Source organism: Pseudoalteromonas sp. S2721, assembly GCF_005887425.1.
GTDB lineage: Bacteria > Pseudomonadota > Gammaproteobacteria > Enterobacterales > Alteromonadaceae > Pseudoalteromonas > Pseudoalteromonas simplex.
Genome location: NZ_PNCZ01000042.1, coordinates 43428 through 59974 on the forward strand (window position 1 = coordinate 43428; position 16547 = coordinate 59974).

A 16547-nucleotide genomic window follows, 5' to 3' on the forward strand; every position below is an offset into this window, starting at 1 on the left:
CTTGATACTTTTGCCTTGTAACTTGAAAACAAAAAACCGGACAACTGTCCTTGTCAAGTCGGTTAAAGTGATTTTTCAACTAGCCGCGCCAGTGCAATTGTTGTAAAATACGCGCGTTTCTAAGCAACCCACATGCAACTTTTTTGAGGAAAACCTGTGAGCGAACAAAAACAGTCTCTTAGCTATAAAGACGCGGGCGTAGATATCGATGCCGGTAATGCACTTGTTGAGCGTATTAAAGGCGTAGTTAAAAAAACCAGACGTCCTGAAGTAATGGGCGGTATCGGTGGTTTTGGCGCACTTTGCGAACTACCAACTGGCTATAAAGAGCCTGTACTGGTTGCTGGCACAGACGGTGTTGGTACAAAACTACGTTTAGCAATCGATCTTAAAAAGCACGACACAGTGGGTATCGACCTTGTTGCTATGTGTGTAAACGACCTTATTGTACAAGGTGCAGAGCCACTATTTTTCCTTGATTACTATGCAACGGGTAAATTAGACGTAGATACTGCGGCTGATGTTGTAACAGGTATTGGTAAAGGCTGTGAGCTTTCTGGCTGTGCATTAATCGGTGGTGAAACTGCTGAAATGCCAGGTATGTACGACGGCGAAGACTACGACATGGCTGGTTTCTGTACTGGTGTTGTAGAAAAATCAAAAATTATCGACGGTACTAAAGTTGCTGCAGGCGACCAATTAATCGCTCTTGCATCAAGTGGTCCTCACTCAAACGGCTTCTCATTAATTCGTAAAGTTCTTGAAGTATCTGGCGCAGACACGAGCGCTGAGCTTGAAGGCAAAACACTTGGCGATCACCTTTTAGAGCCAACTCGTATCTACGTTAAACAACTACTTGAGCTATTCAAGCAGGTTGACGTACATGCGTTATCTCACATCACGGGTGGTGGTTTCTGGGAAAACATCCCGCGCGTACTTCCTGAATCTGCAAAAGCAGTAATCAAAGGTGATAGCTGGGAATGGCCTGTTGTTTTCAACTGGTTACAAGAAAACGGCAACATCACAACACACGAAATGTACCGTACATTCAACTGTGGTGTAGGCATGGTTTTAGTTGTTCCAGCTGACAAACTTGAGCAAAGCTTAACAATCCTTAAAGATCTTGGCGAAAATGCATGGCATATCGGTGAGATCCAAGATGCGAAAGCAGGCGAAGAGCAAGTAGAAATTTTAGGTGGTCGTGACTAATGACCCCTTGTCGTCTTGTTGTATTAATTTCTGGTAGCGGTTCTAACCTTCAAGCCATCATTGACGCGTGTGCGCGTGGTGAGATAAAGGCCGAAATCGCCGCTGTAATTAGTAATAAAGCCGACGCCTATGGCCTTGAGCGAGCAAAAAATGCAGGTATACAAACACGTGTACTAAGCCATAAAGATTTTGACTCGCGCGAGGCCTATGATGCTGAGTTAATGGACATTATTGACAATTTTGAACCAAATCTAGTTGTATTAGCTGGTTTTATGCGTATTCTTACACCTAGCTTAGTGCAAAAGTTTAAGGGAAAAATGTTGAACATTCACCCTTCTTTGTTGCCTAAGTACCAAGGGCTGAATACCCACCAACGAGCGATAGATGCAAAAGATGACGTTCATGGTGTTAGTGTTCACTTTGTCACAGAAGAGCTAGACGGCGGTCCCGTTGTTCTTCAAGCCAAAGTGCCGGTACTCGAAAACGATACCGCAGAGACACTCGCACAACGTGTTCATCAGCAAGAACATATAATCTATCCGTTGGTGGTCAAGTGGTTCAGTGAACAACGACTCAAGATGGAAGCAGATTATGCAGTTTTTGACGAAAAGAAACTTCCTGCACACGGCGCGCACTACCCAGAATAAAAATCTAAGTGCCCTACTCGCTTGTGTGGGCACTTTATTACTTCCTACCAGTGTATTAGCTGGCGACCTCACTCAATACGAAGCCAAATACGATGTACTTCGTAAAGGCGAAACCCATGGTAAAGCAGTACGCGAGCTGAAAAAAGCCTCAGACGGTAACTACGTGATCACTTATCACAGTGAAATCGAATGGATGATTTTTTCAGACTCACGAAAAGAAACATCCATGTTTACTTATCATGATCAGAAAATTTCTCCGCTAAGTTACACTATGGAGCGTTCGGGCACCGGGCCTGATAAAGAGTACAGCTTAAAATTTGATGCTACGCAAAAGCAAGTTCAAAGCAGCCAAAGTAAATACCCTCTTAAAATTGATTGGTCAGATGATTTTCAAGATTCACTGTCTTATCAAGTGCAAGTACGCGAAGAGCTAAAACAAGGTAAAACGCAATTATCGTATCCACTGATTGATAAAAAAGGCAACCTTCGTAATTATGACTTTGAAGTTGTCGGCACAGAAATGATTTCGCTACCTATTGGTAATGTAGAAGCGATTAAAGTAAAACGATTATACGATAACGATAAGCGTCAAGCGCTTGCTTGGTTTGCCCCAGAAATGGACTACATGCTAGTTCGTATGTGGAAAGGTGAAAAAGGCGTAGAGCAATTTGAAGTGCAGCTCAATTCATTCACCGTGACCACACCTGTTAGTGTTCCAAATGAAGTGCAACAAGAAGTGAGTAATGAAGCGCCTGAGTAGCGCTTCATCTTTTATTTAAATCTTTTCGCCCATTTTAAACAGTGCAAACTCACCTGGCTCCATTTTCTGCCAGCGTTCATCATTGGTAAGTGGCCGTGTTGCAATCACAGTAACCACATCGTTCGGTGTGGTTTCTTTTTGAAAATCAACCACCATATCAGCATCAATTAATGTCGCTTTGCCAAACGGCGCACGGCGTGTGATCCAATGTAGGTTATTGGTGCAATAAGCTAAAACATAAACACCATCAGTAAGCAGCATATTAAATACGCCTTTTTCACGCAGTGTGTGGGCAAGCTTGGCAGCATAACGAAATACAGAAGCCATATTTGATGGGCGTTTAGGGTATTTTTCGCGAATTTTATCGAGCAGCCAACAAAACGCCAGTTCACTGTCTGTATTCCCCACAGGTCGATAGTAATCTGGTTTTAAATCATGATAATTCGATAGTTGCCCGTTGTGAGCATACGTAATTTCACGGCCCCATAACTCGCGAGTAAATGGGTGGGTATTTTCAAGACACACTCGGCCACGATTACCTTGGCGAATATGGCTTATCACCGAAATACTTTTTATTGGATAGGCTTTAACTAGTTTGGCAATTTCTGATTGGCAACTTGGCTCAGGATCTTTAAATGTACGACAGCCTTTGCCTTCGTAAAAAGTGATGCCCCAGCCATCTTTATGCGGGCCAGTATTACCACCGCGTTCTAATAATCCTGAAAAACTGAAACAAATATCCGTTGGTACATTGGCCGACATGCCAAGCAACTCACACATAGAACTCTTAACCTATAAAACTAATCGAAGGAAGGCATGATGGGCTGATCCCTGCCTGCGCTCATTGTTAAACATACCGCTAAGGATGGCAACTGCTATGCTGAGATTTTCAGAACTATCTGAGCAATTCACAACTAATCGTAAGTATAACGGCGCTGATTATAAGTAATTACTCAACAATTCCTCATCTGCTGTAAATGTTTTTGCACTGATAGCCATTTTTAAAATAATAAAACTCACCAAACAAGCCGTTTTAATCCTTGTTCCCCTCTTGATAATTCGCTTTTCTAGCGCTACTCTAAAAGAGGTGGTCTGACCTCTATTAAGGAATAATCAATGACTCTCATATTTTTACTTGGTTTACTCGTGCTGCTTAGTATTGCGAGTTACCACAGAGCAAGCTGGAATACCTGCTTAGGTATTGCCGTTGCGACTTTACTTGTTGGCACATTTGCTGGCGCGTTTGGCGCAATTAGTTGGCTACTATTCTTACTTATCGCTGTGCCACTTTCTGTGACTGGCGTTCGTCAACAATACATCATCAAACCTATCTTCGCTGCTTTCAAAAAAGTAACCCCGACGATGTCGGATACTGAAAAATCAGCAATCGATGCCGGTACGACGTGGTGGGAAGCGGATCTATTTTGCGGTCGTCCTGACTGGAACAAATTACACCAATACCCAGCACCTAAACTGACTATCGAAGAGCAAGCGTTTATTGATGGTCCAGTTGAAGAAGTGTGCAGCATGCTAGATGACTGGCACGCAACTCACGAACTAACTGATTTACCGCAAGATGTTTGGCAATATCTAAAAGATAATAAATTCTTTGCCATGATCATCAAAAAAGAATTCGGCGGTTTAGAGTTTTCTGCTTATGCACAATCATGTGTACTGCAAAAGCTAACTAGTAAATCAACGTTACTTTCTTCTATCGTAGGTGTACCTAACTCATTAGGTCCGGGCGAATTACTTCAGCACTATGGTACTAAAGAGCAAAAAGATCATTACTTACCACGCTTAGCAAGTGGTCAAGAAATTCCATGTTTTGCTTTAACATCACCAGAAGCCGGTTCTGACGCAAGTGCAATTCCAGATTACGGTGTTGTTTGTAAAGGTCAATGGAACGGCGAAGAAGTTGTTGGTATTAGCCTAACGTGGAACAAGCGTTACATTACTCTTGCTCCTGTTGCGACTGTACTTGGTCTTGCATTTAAACTACAAGATCCAGACGGTTTACTAGGTGATGACAAAGAACCTGGTATTACCTGTGCGCTGATCCCTACAGATACTCCAGGGGTCGAAATTGGCCGTCGTCACTTCCCGCTAAACGTACCATTCCAAAATGGTCCTACTCGCGGTAAAGACATCTTCGTACCACTTGATTACATCATTGGTGGCCCGAAAATGGCTGGTCAAGGCTGGCGTATGCTTGTTGAATGTTTATCTGTTGGTCGTGCAATTACATTGCCGTCTAACTCAACAGGTGGCATTAAAACAATTGCGCTTGCAACAGGCTCTTACAGCCGTATTCGCCGTCAATTCCGTTTACCAATTGGTCAAATGGAAGGTGTTGAAGAATCAATGGCAAAACTTGCAGGTTACGCATATAGCTCTGATGCTGCAGTGAGCATGTCTACAGGGGCTGTTGACCTTGGTGAAAAACCATCGGTTGTCTCTGCGATTATCAAATACCACTTAACTGAGCAAATGCGTGAAGCAACGATTCACGGCATGGATGTTCATGGTGGTAAAGGCATCATGCTTGGTCCAAACAACTACTTAGGTCGCGGTTACCAAGGTGCGCCAATTGCAATTACCGTTGAAGGTGCAAATATATTAACGCGTAACATGATCATTTATGGTCAAGGTGCAATTCGTTGTCATCCATTTGTGTTAACTGAGCTAGGTGCTTGTGCTATTGAAGACCGCGAAGAAGCGCTTGCAGTATTCGATAAAGCGTTAATGGGTCACGTTGGCTTTACTATTTCGAACCTTGTTCGTACTAAGTGGTTAGCATTAACAAATGCTCGCTTCACAAGTACACCATACAAAGACGAAACAGCTGAGTTTTATCGTGTTGCGTCACGTTTCAGTGCATCATTAGCATTAATGTCAGATATCAGCATGGCAGTATTTGGTGGTTCATTAAAACGTAAAGAGCGTATCTCTGCACGTTTAGGTGACTTACTAAGCTACTTATACCTTGTATCTGCAACACTTAAACGTTACAACGACGAAGGCCGTAAAAAAGAAGATTTTGCGCTTGTTCAATGGAGCTGCCAAGATCACCTTTACCACTGCCAACGTGCACTCGCTGACTTAATCAATAACATGCCATCTGCACCACTACGTGCGATGCTAAAAATCATGTTATTCCCATTCGGTCGTCCAGTACGTAAGCCTACTGATACGCTTGAGCACAAACTTGCTCACTTATTACAAGTACCAAGCGAAACTCGTAACCGTTTAGCTAACTACATTTATCTTAAAAACGAGCCACTTAACCTTGTTGGTCGTCAAGAGCAAACGCTTAAAGACATCCTTGAAGTTGAGCCTCTGTTTGACAAGGTATGCCGTGAAAAAGGCGTAAAACTGCCTTTCTTCCAGCTTGATAAAGTAGCGCAAATGGGCCTAGAAGCAGGCATTTTAAGCCAAGCTGAAGCTGACAAACTAGCTGCTGTTGAAAAAGCCCGTCTTGACGTTATTAACGTTGACGACTTTGACCCAGCAGACTTAGTTGCAGGTAATGTTGCCCGCGGCGAGAGCGATAAAAAAGCAGACGCCGCTTAAGCTAGCAAAACAATTCCAATTGTTATGAAAAACCAAACCAGCGCAAATTGCGCTGGTTTTTTTTGCGCTAAATATTGCTGCAATACACACCACACTGCCCCAATAGGGATGTAAATCAAGTTAGTGCCAAGCATGCTTATAACGACAATGAAAGCCACAGAAAAAAATATAAAGCTCGGTAAAAACTGGCTTATATAAAACGGCTTATCTTGGTTATTGCTTTGAAAGAACAGCCGATATTTTTTAAAAACAGCCAAGCAATCGAACTGCAGCGAGCTTGTTAGCAACACGCATACTGAAAAAGCCAAAGCCAGTACCAAGTCGCTAAAGTCATTACGCACTGCAATTAGCTGTAATAAAGCGAGCAAGCATGCTAGCAAGACTGAACCACGCCATATTAAGCTCCAGCTATGCTGTATAAAGTAACTAAGCCAAAACAAAGCAAGCGAGTGTACTTTTAACTTATGACTTATTCTTACAGGTGGGAGTAAAATCGAACAGCCGAAAATTGCAATAAAACTTAGATAGTATTGCAGTGAAGTTAAACTAGCAGGCAGTAATACCAAGATAGAACTGAGTAATAAACTATAAAAAAGTGCACGTGGCCTATAAAGAACAAATACTCCACATAGCCACTGCAACAGCATAAACAGTATAAAATGAGGCACTTGTAGCCATTGCTTTAACGATAGGTCGACTGCTATTAGTAAACTGGCAATAAGCCAAGCATTACTTAACAGTAGTAACTTGCAGTCAACACATACTCGCCAAGAGGATTTATATAGACTTCGCTGAAATGCCCTATTTTGCTCATTTTTAATGGCTGGTGCCATGGCCCATAACATTACTGATTCAAGTAAAAGATAAATTACTGCTAATTTTGCACCGTAACCAGGTGCTGCATGGCTATCGACTATTTTACCAAGTCCTAGAAACAACAATAAAACCATACCAAGAAAAGCTGGGCCCAGTACCAGTGCAAACAACAAGCTAAAACTCTTTAATTGAGACAGCATGCTCTTGAGGGTGGTCGTATATGCTAAGTATCGAAAAGAAAGGAATGAGAAGTAACTTGCAAAGGAATTTATCATAGTGATGTGCACTCAAAACCGTGCTGTATAAACACTTCTGGTTCGTGGCTTGTAATGATAATTTGCCCATTAGGTTTATCATCAAGGTAGTCATCAAGGTAGTCATCAAGTAAGGTCAGCAAAAATTTTATACTTGTTTGATCAAGTGCAGCACTCGGTTCATCTAATAGCAAAAATGGAGCTTGCTTTAAAAAGGCAGTGATAAGCTGACACTTCTTTTGATTGCCACTCGACAAAGCACTAAAGCGAGTATTTAGGTGCTCTTTAAAGTTAAATCCAGTAATGAGTTGCTCTGGCATGTCTTTCTTTAACGCCTTGCAACTAAGTTCAATAACTTGTCGCGCAGTTAAAAAATCTGGCAGAGCAATACGGTCGCTAGCAATTGAAACATTGTTTTGCGGCGATTTTAATGCTTGATTATTATATAAAACCTGCCCTGATTGAGGCTTTTCAAGGCCTGCTAGCATCATCAGTAATGTTGTTTTTCCTCTGCCATTGGCTGCCTGTAAACAAACTCGTTTACCTTGAAATTGCTTATTATAGTTTTCAAAAACGTGGGCTGAAGCAAAGCGCTTATTGAGGTTGTTAATTTCAATCATGTTTATCCCTTTAATAGTGAAAAAATAGTAACACACTCATATCTCTTATTAGTTACATGATTTGTAACAAATATCGAACGGGTAAAACTTGCGTTTAGATTATGAACAGGCAACACTTGATAACGAAAAATTAACAAGGAATAATTACAATGAAACCGAGTTTTCAACTAGCAGCCGTTGCATGCGCGCTTAGCCTGGCGCTTGCAGGATGTTCTCAATCAACCCCATCAACAAGTAGCACCGAAAGCGTGCAACAAAGCCAAACTGTTAAACAGTATGATGCTGAAACCTTTTTTGATACAACCTCAATTATGGGCAGCAGCTTTTCACCAAAAGGCGACAAAATACTCGTTAGCAGTGACGAAAGCGGCATTTATAGCCTTTATGAAGTAGATATAAAAACCGCCAAAAAAACCCGCTTAACAGACTTTGAAGACAGTACGTATGCTGTGGCTTATTTCCCTAAAGATGAGCGCGTACTATTTACTAAAGACTCTGGCGGTAACGAGCGTTATCACATCTATGTTCGCGAAACAGACGGCACAGTTAAAGATCTTACGCCAGGTGAAGAAACCAGAGCAGGATTTGCAGGTTTCACAGAAGACAGTAAACACTTTTTTATAACCAGCAATCAGCGTGATGCTAAGTTTATGGACCTATATCGTGTTGATGCTAATAGCTATGAAGTAACGCCTGTTTACCAAAATACCATGGGGCTAGATGTCGGTGCGATCAGCCCTGACGGTCGATTTATTGCTTTATCGAAAAACAATTCGAACAAAGACAGCGATGTATTTATTCTCGATACGCGTAAAAAAACACTGAAACCAGAGCTCATTACCCGTCATGACGACGACGCTAAGTATGGTCCAGAAACCTTCTCAAGAGACAGTAAATCATTATATTACTCAACCGACGCCAAAGGTGAGTTTGCAGAAGTGTGGCGCTATGACTTAACGACCGGCGAGCACAGCCCTGCCCTCAAAGATGAGTGGGATGTGAGTTTTATCTACTTCTCTAAATCTGGCCGTTATCAAGTAAGCGGTGTTAATGCTGACGCAAGCACTAAAGTGTCGATAATTGATACCACCACAGGTAAAGGTATTGCCATGCCATCGCTGCCAGCTGGTAATTTACGTGGTGTGAACTTTTCAGCTGATGAAAAGACCATGGCGTTTTATTTAAATTCAGATACCTCACCAAGTAACCTATTTGTGTGGCAACTCGGTGAATCAAAAGCTAAACAATTAACCAACACATTAAGTGATGCAATTAATCAAAATGACTTGGTTGAAAGCACAATTGTGCGCTTTAAAAGCTTTGATGGTTTAGAGATCCCCGGGGTTTTATATAAGCCTAAGCAAGCTAATAGCAACAACAAAGTACCAGCTTTAGTTTGGGTGCACGGCGGTCCTGGCGGCCAAAGTCGTACAGGATATAGTGCAATGCAGCAGCATCTAGTCAATCATGGTTATGCCATTTTTGCAGTTAATAACCGTGGCAGCTCAGGCTATGGTAAAACCTTCTTCCATTTAGATGATAAAAAACACGGCACTGACGATTTACAAGATATTGTTTACGGTAAAAAACACCTGCAAAGCCTAGATTGGGTTGATGCTGATAAAATTGGCATTATGGGGGGCAGCTATGGTGGCTTTATGACCGCCGCCGCACTTGCCTTTGAACCTGAAGAGTTCAAAGTAGGCATTAATATATTTGGTGTAACAAACTGGGTTAGAACCTTGAACTCGATTCCACCATGGTGGGAAAGCTTTAAAAAGGCACTGTATGATGAAATGGGCGACCCCGCGACAGACGGTGAACGTCACCGTGCCATTTCGCCACTATTTCATGCTAAAAACATCACCAAGCCATTAATGGTGATCCAAGGTGCTAACGACCCACGCGTTTTACAAGTTGAAAGCGATGAACTTGTTGCCGCTGTAAAGGCAAATGGTGTGCCTGTCGAATATGTATTATTTGATGATGAAGGCCATGGTTTTACTAAAAAAGAAAACCGCATAAAAGCCTCAAATGCATACCTTGAGTTTTTAAATACCTACTTAGATAAATAGCAAAATTGCAAAGCTAAAGAGCCGGTATTATGCCGGCTTTTTTATGCAAAACACCTGTATAGAATCAAAATTTAGCAGTTTATACAGTACTGTATAAAACACTGTATATATTTAATGGTAAATTTTTCATCTTTTTCCACCTTCAAACCAAAACAATAAACCATTGTTTAATAACAATTAAATTGTTTTTATTAAAATAAAACTGAATCATTGGTTAAAAAATAGCAAAAAAGTACTTGCGCAAAAATACTGTATAAACTACTGTATACACATACTGTATAAACAACCAGTGAGTGAAAGTTATGTTACAGCCAATTACCTTAAGAACAGTTAAAAGCTATCAACAAGATAACGACAAAGCGTCTGTTAATTTAATTCAAATTGAAGACGAAATTTCAGCAACCTTTGAGCTATTAAAAGTATTGCATCATTACAATAGCCAAAATGCATGGACACTGCTAATTGCTCCTGATCATGTTCCTAGTAAAGCATTATTAGATTCGTGTTCGATTGATACCAGCAAACTTCTTGTGATCAGACAAAAACATTTAGTTAATCTTGAGTACGTTCTTAGTTCAGCATTACATAACGGTAATTTTGCTGCTGTGATCACATGGACAGATATTGTAAACAATCATCAACTTGATTCGATGAACTTAAACCTTGAGCAGGCATCTGCTAAATTTTATTGTTTTACAAAAAGCGCTCAATTAAACAATTTAGTACCGCAGCCACAATAGGCTTGTTAAAATAACAATTTATAGTTTTAGGTAAGTTGTTATGACATCACTCACACACTCCCTTTGTCCTTGTGGCAGCGAATCGACTTACGAGCTTTGCTGCCAGCCTTTTCATACAGGTGCAAGCCAAGCTGATACGCCAGAGCAACTTATGCGTTCTCGTTTTAGTGCTTACGCACTAAAAGATGCAAAATATGTATTTAGTACCTATGCACAAAGCCAGCAAGCCGCTAACCCTGTTCGCGAAATTAAAGATTTTGCTAATAGCTGCCGTTTTACCAAGCTAAGTGTTTTAGATACTGAACATAACGATCAAGAAGGTTTTGTCGAATTTAAAGCTAATTACTTTTATCAAAACTTGTATTGTGAGTTACACGAGAAGTCGCGTTTTATTAAAGAAGATGGCCTATGGCGTTACCTAGACGGTGATATAACGCCAGTTGCAGATATTAAAATAGGCCGTAACGACGAGTGCCCTTGTGGGAGCGGCAAAAAATATAAAAAGTGTCACGCTCTTTAGTTACCATTAACCTGGTAAATCCAGTCTAAGGCTTGGGTAATCGTTGTTGGGAATGCGGTTGCATGGCGTGCCTGAGGAATAACAAATAAATTTGTTGTAACCAGCGCGCCGCTTTGTTTATTAATTTTAGCTGCTAATTGCCTTGCGCCCGACACCATTTTTTCACCTTCACTTTCTTCAAGTTCTCCGATACCAATGTACACTTTAGTTGCTTTACCTGCAGGTACGACAGGCAAAGCTAACAGGCTGTGCTGCTTAAACCACACTGAAGGACTGCCGATAATATAATTTGAAAAAAGCGAAGGCTCAGTGAATAAGGTATAAGCCGCAAATAAACCGCCAAGTGAGTTACCGACTAACGTACTTTTTTGGGTTGTTCTGTAGTGAGCCTCAATATGAGGCAATACAGTATGTTTTAGGTAATTTAGATACTGACTTGCTCCGCCTGTTTTACGCTGCCAATTTTTATCTTCAAATGGCGTATAGTCATAAATACGGCTATTGAGCCCAGATACACCTTTTTGATATCCAACTGCAACGATAATTACCTCCTCTATAGCCCCCGAATTCATCATAAAGCGACTAGCACCAGAGGCAATTGGCAAACTGTAGTTTGCATCTAATAGGTAAATAACTGGGTAGCGCTTCTGGTTCTGCTTTTGGTAGCTGCGTGGCAATTTAATCGTAATGGGGTATTCGTTTTTGGTATGTTTATCTTTAAGTAACACAGTATTAGTACGTGGCAAAGTAAACGGCTCAGCATTGCTTACAGAGCTCACACTCAAAACACTGATCACAATAACTAACAGTAAATAAGGCATAGTTAATCCTTTAGCCACTTCTTAATTGGTAACAGCCACTCATCTTTTGGTTTATAAAATGCGCCATGGGAGAGCCCTGTATTAATGCTTATTTCTTCGAACTTGGTTACGTCACTTCTATCAATTAAAAATTGGCAAGAGCCAACCTGATCTGAGCGCTCAAAGATAGAATACACTTTGCCATAAGCCTTAACTGAAGAGTGCTTTTTAACTAGGCCTGCACACCCTGCCAATATAATTAAGTTAATATGTGTACGTTTAAGTTCATTAGCCGCCAGGATCGACAATGCCCCGCCCCGTGAAAAACCAACCAAACTAATGTTCGACTCAGCAACACCGGCACTAATCAATGCTTCAATATCTGCAGCGAGTTTTTTCGCAAACGTAAATGGCTCAGTACCTTTTGGCCTGTGATAGGCAATTAAATGATAGCTTTCATCTGCCAGTGCTTCTTTTACAGCCACAAAATCATAAACCCCAAAGGTTTTGTGAACAGGCTTAGGGTTTGTCCCTTCAACGATAAAACCATGTGAATAAAAAATGTAGTGACCATGCGGGTCAATCTCTGTTGGAAACTGGCTGTAAATAGTGCCAGCGCAAACAGGCAAAACCCAGCATGCACAGAGTAAAATTACGGTACGTATCACAAGCATTCCTTTAAAAATCACGTTACACCTAATAGAAGATAATAACACCTAAAAAATAATATCTTAGCAAACAACTAAACCCTACTCTCAGTAATTTTAATTAAATATCAAATTACTAATCGCAAGCTGTATCACGATTTAAACTGCAAGTTTCAACTTGAGGTAAATTCATGGAATTTCATAGTTAAACTACAAAAAACCTCATGACAACGCTGTCAATTATTTATAAAAAGGCGTATTGTAAAAAAGCAGTTAAAATAACCACATATTTTAGACGTCTAGACGTTGAAAAAATAAATTCTAAGGCGTAGTATGTTCGTAATCTGAGTTAGACTCACATTTTCCATGAGATTTTTTAAAGATGATTGATATAAAGCACCTAAAAACCATAGCGACCCTTAAAGAAACAGGCTCTTTGGTCAATACCGCCCGTGAGTTGTTTTTAACTCAATCGGCTTTATCGCATCAAATTAAAGATCTCGAGAATAAGTTAGATTGCCAGCTATTCGAACGTAAAACACAGCCTGTGCGTTTTACTCCGCAAGGTATGCTACTTCTGGAGCTTGCTAATGAAGTATTACCTCGTGTTGAGGCAACAAAATGTCGGTTAAAAGAAAGCCTTAACCAGCCAATCTCAAATTTACGTTTAAGCGTTGAGTGTCATGCCTGCTTTCATTGGTTGCTCCCAACCATCAAAGAATTTAATAATTTTTGGCCTGATATTAAAATTGATTACGAGCGCGGCTTTAGTTACGACGCCATTCCAGATTTAATTAATGATGAATTAGATCTAGTGCTGACTTCTGATATTCGTGAACCCGATCAGCTTGAGTATGCTCACCTATTTGATTTTAAATTAAAGCTGATAGTCGCACCGGATCATGAGTTGGCAAAAAAAGCCTATGTCACCGCCCTTGATTTAAAAAACGAAACAATTATTTCGTACCCTATTCCCCGTGAGCGCCAAGACATCTTTAAACATTTTATTCAAAATGCACGCTTTGATGGCACGCTTAAAACGGTTGACCAAGGCTTATTGATATTTCAATTAGTGAGTGCAGGTATGGGGGTTGCAGCATTACCAGACTGGCTAGTCACTCCTTATGAAAGCCAAGGACTCATTAAGTCTATTCCGTTAGGTGCACTAGGCCTTACTCGCCCTATGTATTTAGCGATGAAAAAGAATATGAAAGATAACCCAGTTTATCGCCACTTTTTAAATACGTGTAAGCAAAATAACGGTCGCTAAAACAAGGCAAAATAACTAACATAGCAGCATCAATTACTAATAATAATGTTAATACATGTTTGAAATTAAAAAGATCATTGGCTCATTATTAATGCCTCTGCCGTTGCTTGGGCTGCTTACTTTAGTGATGGTATTTTTAGCCGTTACACATAAACGCAAAGCACTCTATTTTGGCTTTGTTAGCATTTTAACTTTAATGCTGATAAGCACGCCATTTATTGGTCAGTCACTGATAGCTGCAAGCAATAACCCTGCATGGCAATTTAACCAAGCAAAACATCCTAAACTCGATAATATTGTGGTACTTGGTTGCTCAATAATGCCCAACTCGCGTCTTCAAGCAAACCACCAGCTAGGCGATTGTGCGCTTGCTCGATTACTTGAAGGTGTTAAGCTTGCCCATCACTACCCAAATGCCACCCTCTATGTATCAGGAGGCGGTTTTGCTAATACCACCAATAGTCAGCTCATGTTTGAAACAGCAAAAGCGTTAGGTATATCTGCAACGAGAGTTAAACAAAACCCTCTCGCTATGGATACCGCAGAAGAGGCGAAACGACTTGCCATTTATTTAGTCGATAAAAAAACAGCGCTTGTCACCTCAGCGAGCCACATGCCACGTGCGAAAGACTTATTTAATGCACAAGGCATTGATGTGATACCAGCGGCAACCGACTTTCAAGATTTTAGTCAGTATCCAACGTATAAGCAGTTTATACCTAACATTGCAGTACTTGTTGCAGTGACCAGAGTCGCGCATGAGAAAATTGGCAGTGCTTGGGTGAGTGTGCGCCGCTGGATTGATCCAGAAGCGCTGTAGAACAATCAGACTGGATTGTCGATATCGATAAACGTCACATCAAAACCATGCTGCTCAGCTAAAAGCTCGCCTAAGGCTTTAATGCCATAACGCTCAGTAGCATGGTGACCAGCTGCAAAAAAGTCGATACCTTGCTCGCGTGAACTATGAATCGTTTGCTCAGAAGCCTCACCTGTAAGATAAGCATCAATCCCTTGGGCAGCTGCTAAATCAATATACCCTTGTCCGCCACCTGTGCACCAAGCGATGGTTTCAATTTTCTCTTTTCTTACCAAACTAGCTAATGGTGCACGGTTAAGTACTTGGGTTATTTTGGCGGTAAATTCTTCACCACTTAAAGGTGTTTTTAAACGCCCTTTCACCGGTACACTATTTGGACCAGATTCAAGCCCACCTGTGAACTCAATATCAAGTAACTTAGCCAGTTGCGCGTTATTACCAATTTCAGGGTGTATATCTAGCGGTAAGTGATAGCCATATAAGTTAATATCATTATTTAAAAGTGCTGCAATACGGCGCTTTTTCATGCCCGTGATTGGCTGCGATTCCCCTTTCCAGAAATAGCCGTGATGTACCAAAATAGTATCTGCATTTTCTGCAATAGCGGCATCAATCAATGCTTGGCTAGCTGTGACACCCGTCACTATCTTTTTTACTTCGCTCGCACCTTCAACTTGTAAGCCATTTGGGCAAAAGTCAGCGATAGAATCAGGTTTAAGAATGTCGTTTAATAATTGAGTAAATTGTTTGCGTTGCATATAAAAATCGTCCTTCAACCCTCTATTTTGTGCAAATTTTGGCGTTTATGAGTGAAAAATGGAAGGAAAATCGCAAAAAATTGAAAAGTAAGCTGAAAATAGGTATAAATATATATTCTTAATCTGTGTTTACAACGTATAGGGTCTCTGATGAGCAAACTAGACAAAACAGAAGTGTTAAATGCCTTCGAAGCAGCATACGAAGCAGCGAATGGTAAGAAACCTGAAATCACAACAAAACCTGGTTGGTATAGCATCGACGGTGGCAAAAATATGCGCCTTGCTGATGTTGCAGCACTGACTGAAGAGCTCACTTCTGGTAAAACAGCTGAGCCTAAAGCAGAAGAAGCACCTAAAGCACCAGCGAAAAAAACCAAAACTAAAACCGCTGCACCGGCTAAAACAGCTAAGAAAGCATCGTTCACTGTTGTTACAGCAAACGATGACGGTTACAAAGCTGAAGAGCTTTGGATTGTTAACCTAGCTGAAAAAGACCACGATTGTCGTTTACCGCGTGGTGTTGTGTAATCAAATTACACTTAGCAATTTTAAAAACCGCTACTCGTTAGCGGTTTTTTTATGGCTGTTCATTTGGCTAGTTATAACCCATTGGCTACTATGGCCAAACAACACAATAAATACGGTTCCAATCAATACAGGCATCACTAAAAAATCCCAGCTTTGCATAGATTGCATTATCAAAATTGGGTTTGCGCCTGCAGCAGGATGTACTGTGTCCGTCAACATCATTAGGCTAATTGCCAACCCTGTGGCTATAGCAATTTCAACAGGCCCTACACCGACATAATTTACAAAAACAACGCCGATTAGTGCAGTTAAAAAGTGCCCACCGATAACATTCTTCGCTTTCGCAAGCGGACTATGTGGCACACCAAATACCAACACCGCAGTTGCTCCAAATGGGGCCATCAACCACACACCATAACTTCCTAATTGCTGTAAATTGGCCAACACAAAAATTGCCATACAAGCAAATATACCCGCAACGGCCGCCTTGCTTACTTTATTCTCCATAAA

At 40.9% G+C, this 16547-nt stretch carries 17 protein-coding genes; 10 read left to right on the top strand and 7 right to left on the bottom strand.

Annotated elements, in window-relative coordinates; all coding sequences use genetic code 11:
* Positions 1-156 precede the first annotated feature (156 nt).
* From purM to CWC02_RS16100, 3 genes are read left to right on the top strand one after another with little or no spacing between them, the layout of a single operon-like run.
* Positions 157-1209: a phosphoribosylformylglycinamidine cyclo-ligase gene (gene purM / locus CWC02_RS16090; RefSeq protein ID WP_054551593.1), complete on the top strand. Its 1053-nt coding sequence runs from the start codon at positions 157-159 to the stop codon at positions 1207-1209.
* Positions 1209-1856 (top strand): phosphoribosylglycinamide formyltransferase, encoded by a 648-nt coding sequence (gene purN / locus CWC02_RS16095; protein WP_054551594.1) that lies wholly within the window; start codon positions 1209-1211, stop codon positions 1854-1856. The genes purM and purN overlap by 1 nt, the downstream gene beginning before the upstream one ends.
* Positions 1801-2616 carry a DUF3108 domain-containing protein gene (locus CWC02_RS16100; RefSeq protein WP_138619325.1) on the top strand — a complete coding sequence of 272 codons (816 nt, stop codon included), beginning with the start codon at positions 1801-1803 and terminating at the stop codon, positions 2614-2616. The genes purN and CWC02_RS16100 overlap by 56 nt, the downstream gene beginning before the upstream one ends.
* 15 nt (positions 2617-2631) lie before the next feature.
* On the opposite strand, the gene CWC02_RS16105 is transcribed toward CWC02_RS16100, so the two are convergent.
* A complete protein-coding gene (locus CWC02_RS16105; protein ID WP_138599717.1) occupies positions 2632-3396 on the bottom strand; it encodes a class II glutamine amidotransferase in 765 nt (254 codons plus the stop codon).
* Positions 3397-3732: 336 nt separating this feature from the next.
* Between CWC02_RS16105 and fadE the strand changes: the two genes are divergently transcribed.
* Positions 3733-6189, top strand: coding sequence for an acyl-CoA dehydrogenase FadE (gene fadE / locus CWC02_RS16110; RefSeq protein WP_138619327.1), 2457 nt, complete (start codon positions 3733-3735; stop codon positions 6187-6189).
* Here the strand turns inward: fadE and CWC02_RS16115 are convergent.
* Both CWC02_RS16115 and CWC02_RS16120 read right to left on the bottom strand, forming a co-directional pair.
* Complete coding sequence (locus CWC02_RS16115) at positions 6186-7280, bottom strand: DUF6136 family protein (protein WP_138619329.1); 1095 nt, start codon at positions 7278-7280, stop codon at positions 6186-6188. The genes fadE and CWC02_RS16115 overlap by 4 nt on opposite strands.
* On the bottom strand, positions 7277-7879 hold the full coding sequence (locus tag CWC02_RS16120) for an ATP-binding cassette domain-containing protein (protein WP_138619331.1): 603 nt from the start codon (positions 7877-7879) through the stop codon (positions 7277-7279). Before CWC02_RS16120 ends, CWC02_RS16115 begins: the two co-directional genes overlap by 4 nt.
* A gap of 149 nt (positions 7880-8028) precedes the next feature.
* On the opposite strand from CWC02_RS16120, the gene CWC02_RS16125 reads away from it, so the two are divergent.
* From CWC02_RS16125 to CWC02_RS16135, 3 genes are all read left to right on the top strand, one after another.
* Complete coding sequence (locus tag CWC02_RS16125) at positions 8029-9954, top strand: S9 family peptidase (RefSeq protein ID WP_138619333.1); 1926 nt, start codon at positions 8029-8031, stop codon at positions 9952-9954.
* 302 nt (positions 9955-10256) lie between these two features.
* A complete protein-coding gene (locus tag CWC02_RS16130) occupies positions 10257-10694 on the top strand; it encodes a SulA-like leucine-rich domain-containing protein (protein ID WP_054551944.1) in 438 nt (145 codons plus the stop codon).
* A gap of 40 nt (positions 10695-10734) precedes the next feature.
* On the top strand, positions 10735-11214 hold the full coding sequence (locus CWC02_RS16135) for a YchJ family protein (protein ID WP_055196855.1): 480 nt from the start codon (positions 10735-10737) through the stop codon (positions 11212-11214).
* On the opposite strand, the gene CWC02_RS16140 is transcribed toward CWC02_RS16135, so the two are convergent.
* Together CWC02_RS16140 and CWC02_RS16145 are read right to left on the bottom strand one after the other, a co-directional pair.
* Complete coding sequence (locus CWC02_RS16140; RefSeq protein WP_138619335.1) at positions 11211-12035, bottom strand: alpha/beta hydrolase; 825 nt, start codon at positions 12033-12035, stop codon at positions 11211-11213. The two genes, CWC02_RS16135 and CWC02_RS16140, sit on opposite strands and share 4 nt — an antisense overlap.
* A 2-nt stretch (positions 12036-12037) precedes the next feature.
* Positions 12038-12682, bottom strand: coding sequence for an alpha/beta fold hydrolase (locus tag CWC02_RS16145; RefSeq protein ID WP_249364122.1), 645 nt, complete (start codon positions 12680-12682; stop codon positions 12038-12040).
* A gap of 361 nt (positions 12683-13043) precedes the next feature.
* Here CWC02_RS16145 and CWC02_RS16150 point away from each other — a divergent pair, with 361 nt between their 5' ends.
* Positions 13044-13931: a LysR substrate-binding domain-containing protein gene (locus CWC02_RS16150; protein WP_054551603.1), complete on the top strand. Its 888-nt coding sequence runs from the start codon at positions 13044-13046 to the stop codon at positions 13929-13931.
* 55 nt (positions 13932-13986) lie between these two features.
* Positions 13987-14751 carry a YdcF family protein gene (locus CWC02_RS16155; protein ID WP_138619337.1) on the top strand — a complete coding sequence of 255 codons (765 nt, stop codon included), beginning with the start codon at positions 13987-13989 and terminating at the stop codon, positions 14749-14751.
* Between the two features lie 5 nt (positions 14752-14756).
* Here the strand turns inward: CWC02_RS16155 and CWC02_RS16160 are convergent, their stop codons facing one another.
* Entirely contained in the window at positions 14757-15509 is a 753-nt protein-coding gene (locus CWC02_RS16160) for a Nif3-like dinuclear metal center hexameric protein (RefSeq protein ID WP_138619339.1), read from the bottom strand.
* A gap of 150 nt (positions 15510-15659) precedes the next feature.
* On the opposite strand from CWC02_RS16160, the gene CWC02_RS16165 reads away from it, so the two are divergent.
* Positions 15660-16037 carry a hypothetical protein gene (locus tag CWC02_RS16165; protein WP_054561783.1) on the top strand — a complete coding sequence of 126 codons (378 nt, stop codon included), beginning with the start codon at positions 15660-15662 and terminating at the stop codon, positions 16035-16037.
* Between the two features lie 30 nt (positions 16038-16067).
* Here CWC02_RS16165 and CWC02_RS16170 read toward each other — a convergent pair whose 3' ends face one another.
* Positions 16068-16544, bottom strand: coding sequence for an HPP family protein (locus CWC02_RS16170; protein WP_138619341.1), 477 nt, complete (start codon positions 16542-16544; stop codon positions 16068-16070).
* Positions 16545-16547: the final 3 nt, after the last annotated feature.

Bases quoted from the DNA above. Each gene is read 5' to 3' on its own strand.
- purN (WP_054551594.1), top strand. From the start codon at position 1,209: ATGACCCCTTGTCGTCTTGTTGTATTAATTTCTGGTAGCGGTTCTAAC.
- CWC02_RS16100 (WP_138619325.1), top strand. From the start codon at position 1,801: ATGCAGTTTTTGACGAAAAGAAACTTCCTGCACACGGCGCGCACTACC.
- CWC02_RS16105 (WP_138599717.1), bottom strand. From the start codon at position 3,396: ATGTGTGAGTTGCTTGGCATGTCGGCCAATGTACCAACGGATATTTGT.
- fadE (WP_138619327.1), top strand. From the start codon at position 3,733: ATGACTCTCATATTTTTACTTGGTTTACTCGTGCTGCTTAGTATTGCG.
- CWC02_RS16115 (WP_138619329.1), bottom strand. From the start codon at position 7,280: ATGATAAATTCCTTTGCAAGTTACTTCTCATTCCTTTCTTTTCGATAC.
- CWC02_RS16120 (WP_138619331.1), bottom strand. From the start codon at position 7,879: ATGATTGAAATTAACAACCTCAATAAGCGCTTTGCTTCAGCCCACGTT.
- CWC02_RS16125 (WP_138619333.1), top strand. From the start codon at position 8,029: ATGAAACCGAGTTTTCAACTAGCAGCCGTTGCATGCGCGCTTAGCCTG.
- CWC02_RS16130 (WP_054551944.1), top strand. From the start codon at position 10,257: ATGTTACAGCCAATTACCTTAAGAACAGTTAAAAGCTATCAACAAGAT.
- CWC02_RS16135 (WP_055196855.1), top strand. From the start codon at position 10,735: ATGACATCACTCACACACTCCCTTTGTCCTTGTGGCAGCGAATCGACT.
- CWC02_RS16140 (WP_138619335.1), bottom strand. From the start codon at position 12,035: ATGCCTTATTTACTGTTAGTTATTGTGATCAGTGTTTTGAGTGTGAGC.
- CWC02_RS16150 (WP_054551603.1), top strand. From the start codon at position 13,044: ATGATTGATATAAAGCACCTAAAAACCATAGCGACCCTTAAAGAAACA.
- CWC02_RS16155 (WP_138619337.1), top strand. From the start codon at position 13,987: ATGTTTGAAATTAAAAAGATCATTGGCTCATTATTAATGCCTCTGCCG.
- CWC02_RS16160 (WP_138619339.1), bottom strand. From the start codon at position 15,509: ATGCAACGCAAACAATTTACTCAATTATTAAACGACATTCTTAAACCT.
- CWC02_RS16165 (WP_054561783.1), top strand. From the start codon at position 15,660: ATGAGCAAACTAGACAAAACAGAAGTGTTAAATGCCTTCGAAGCAGCA.
- CWC02_RS16170 (WP_138619341.1), bottom strand. From the start codon at position 16,544: ATGGAGAATAAAGTAAGCAAGGCGGCCGTTGCGGGTATATTTGCTTGT.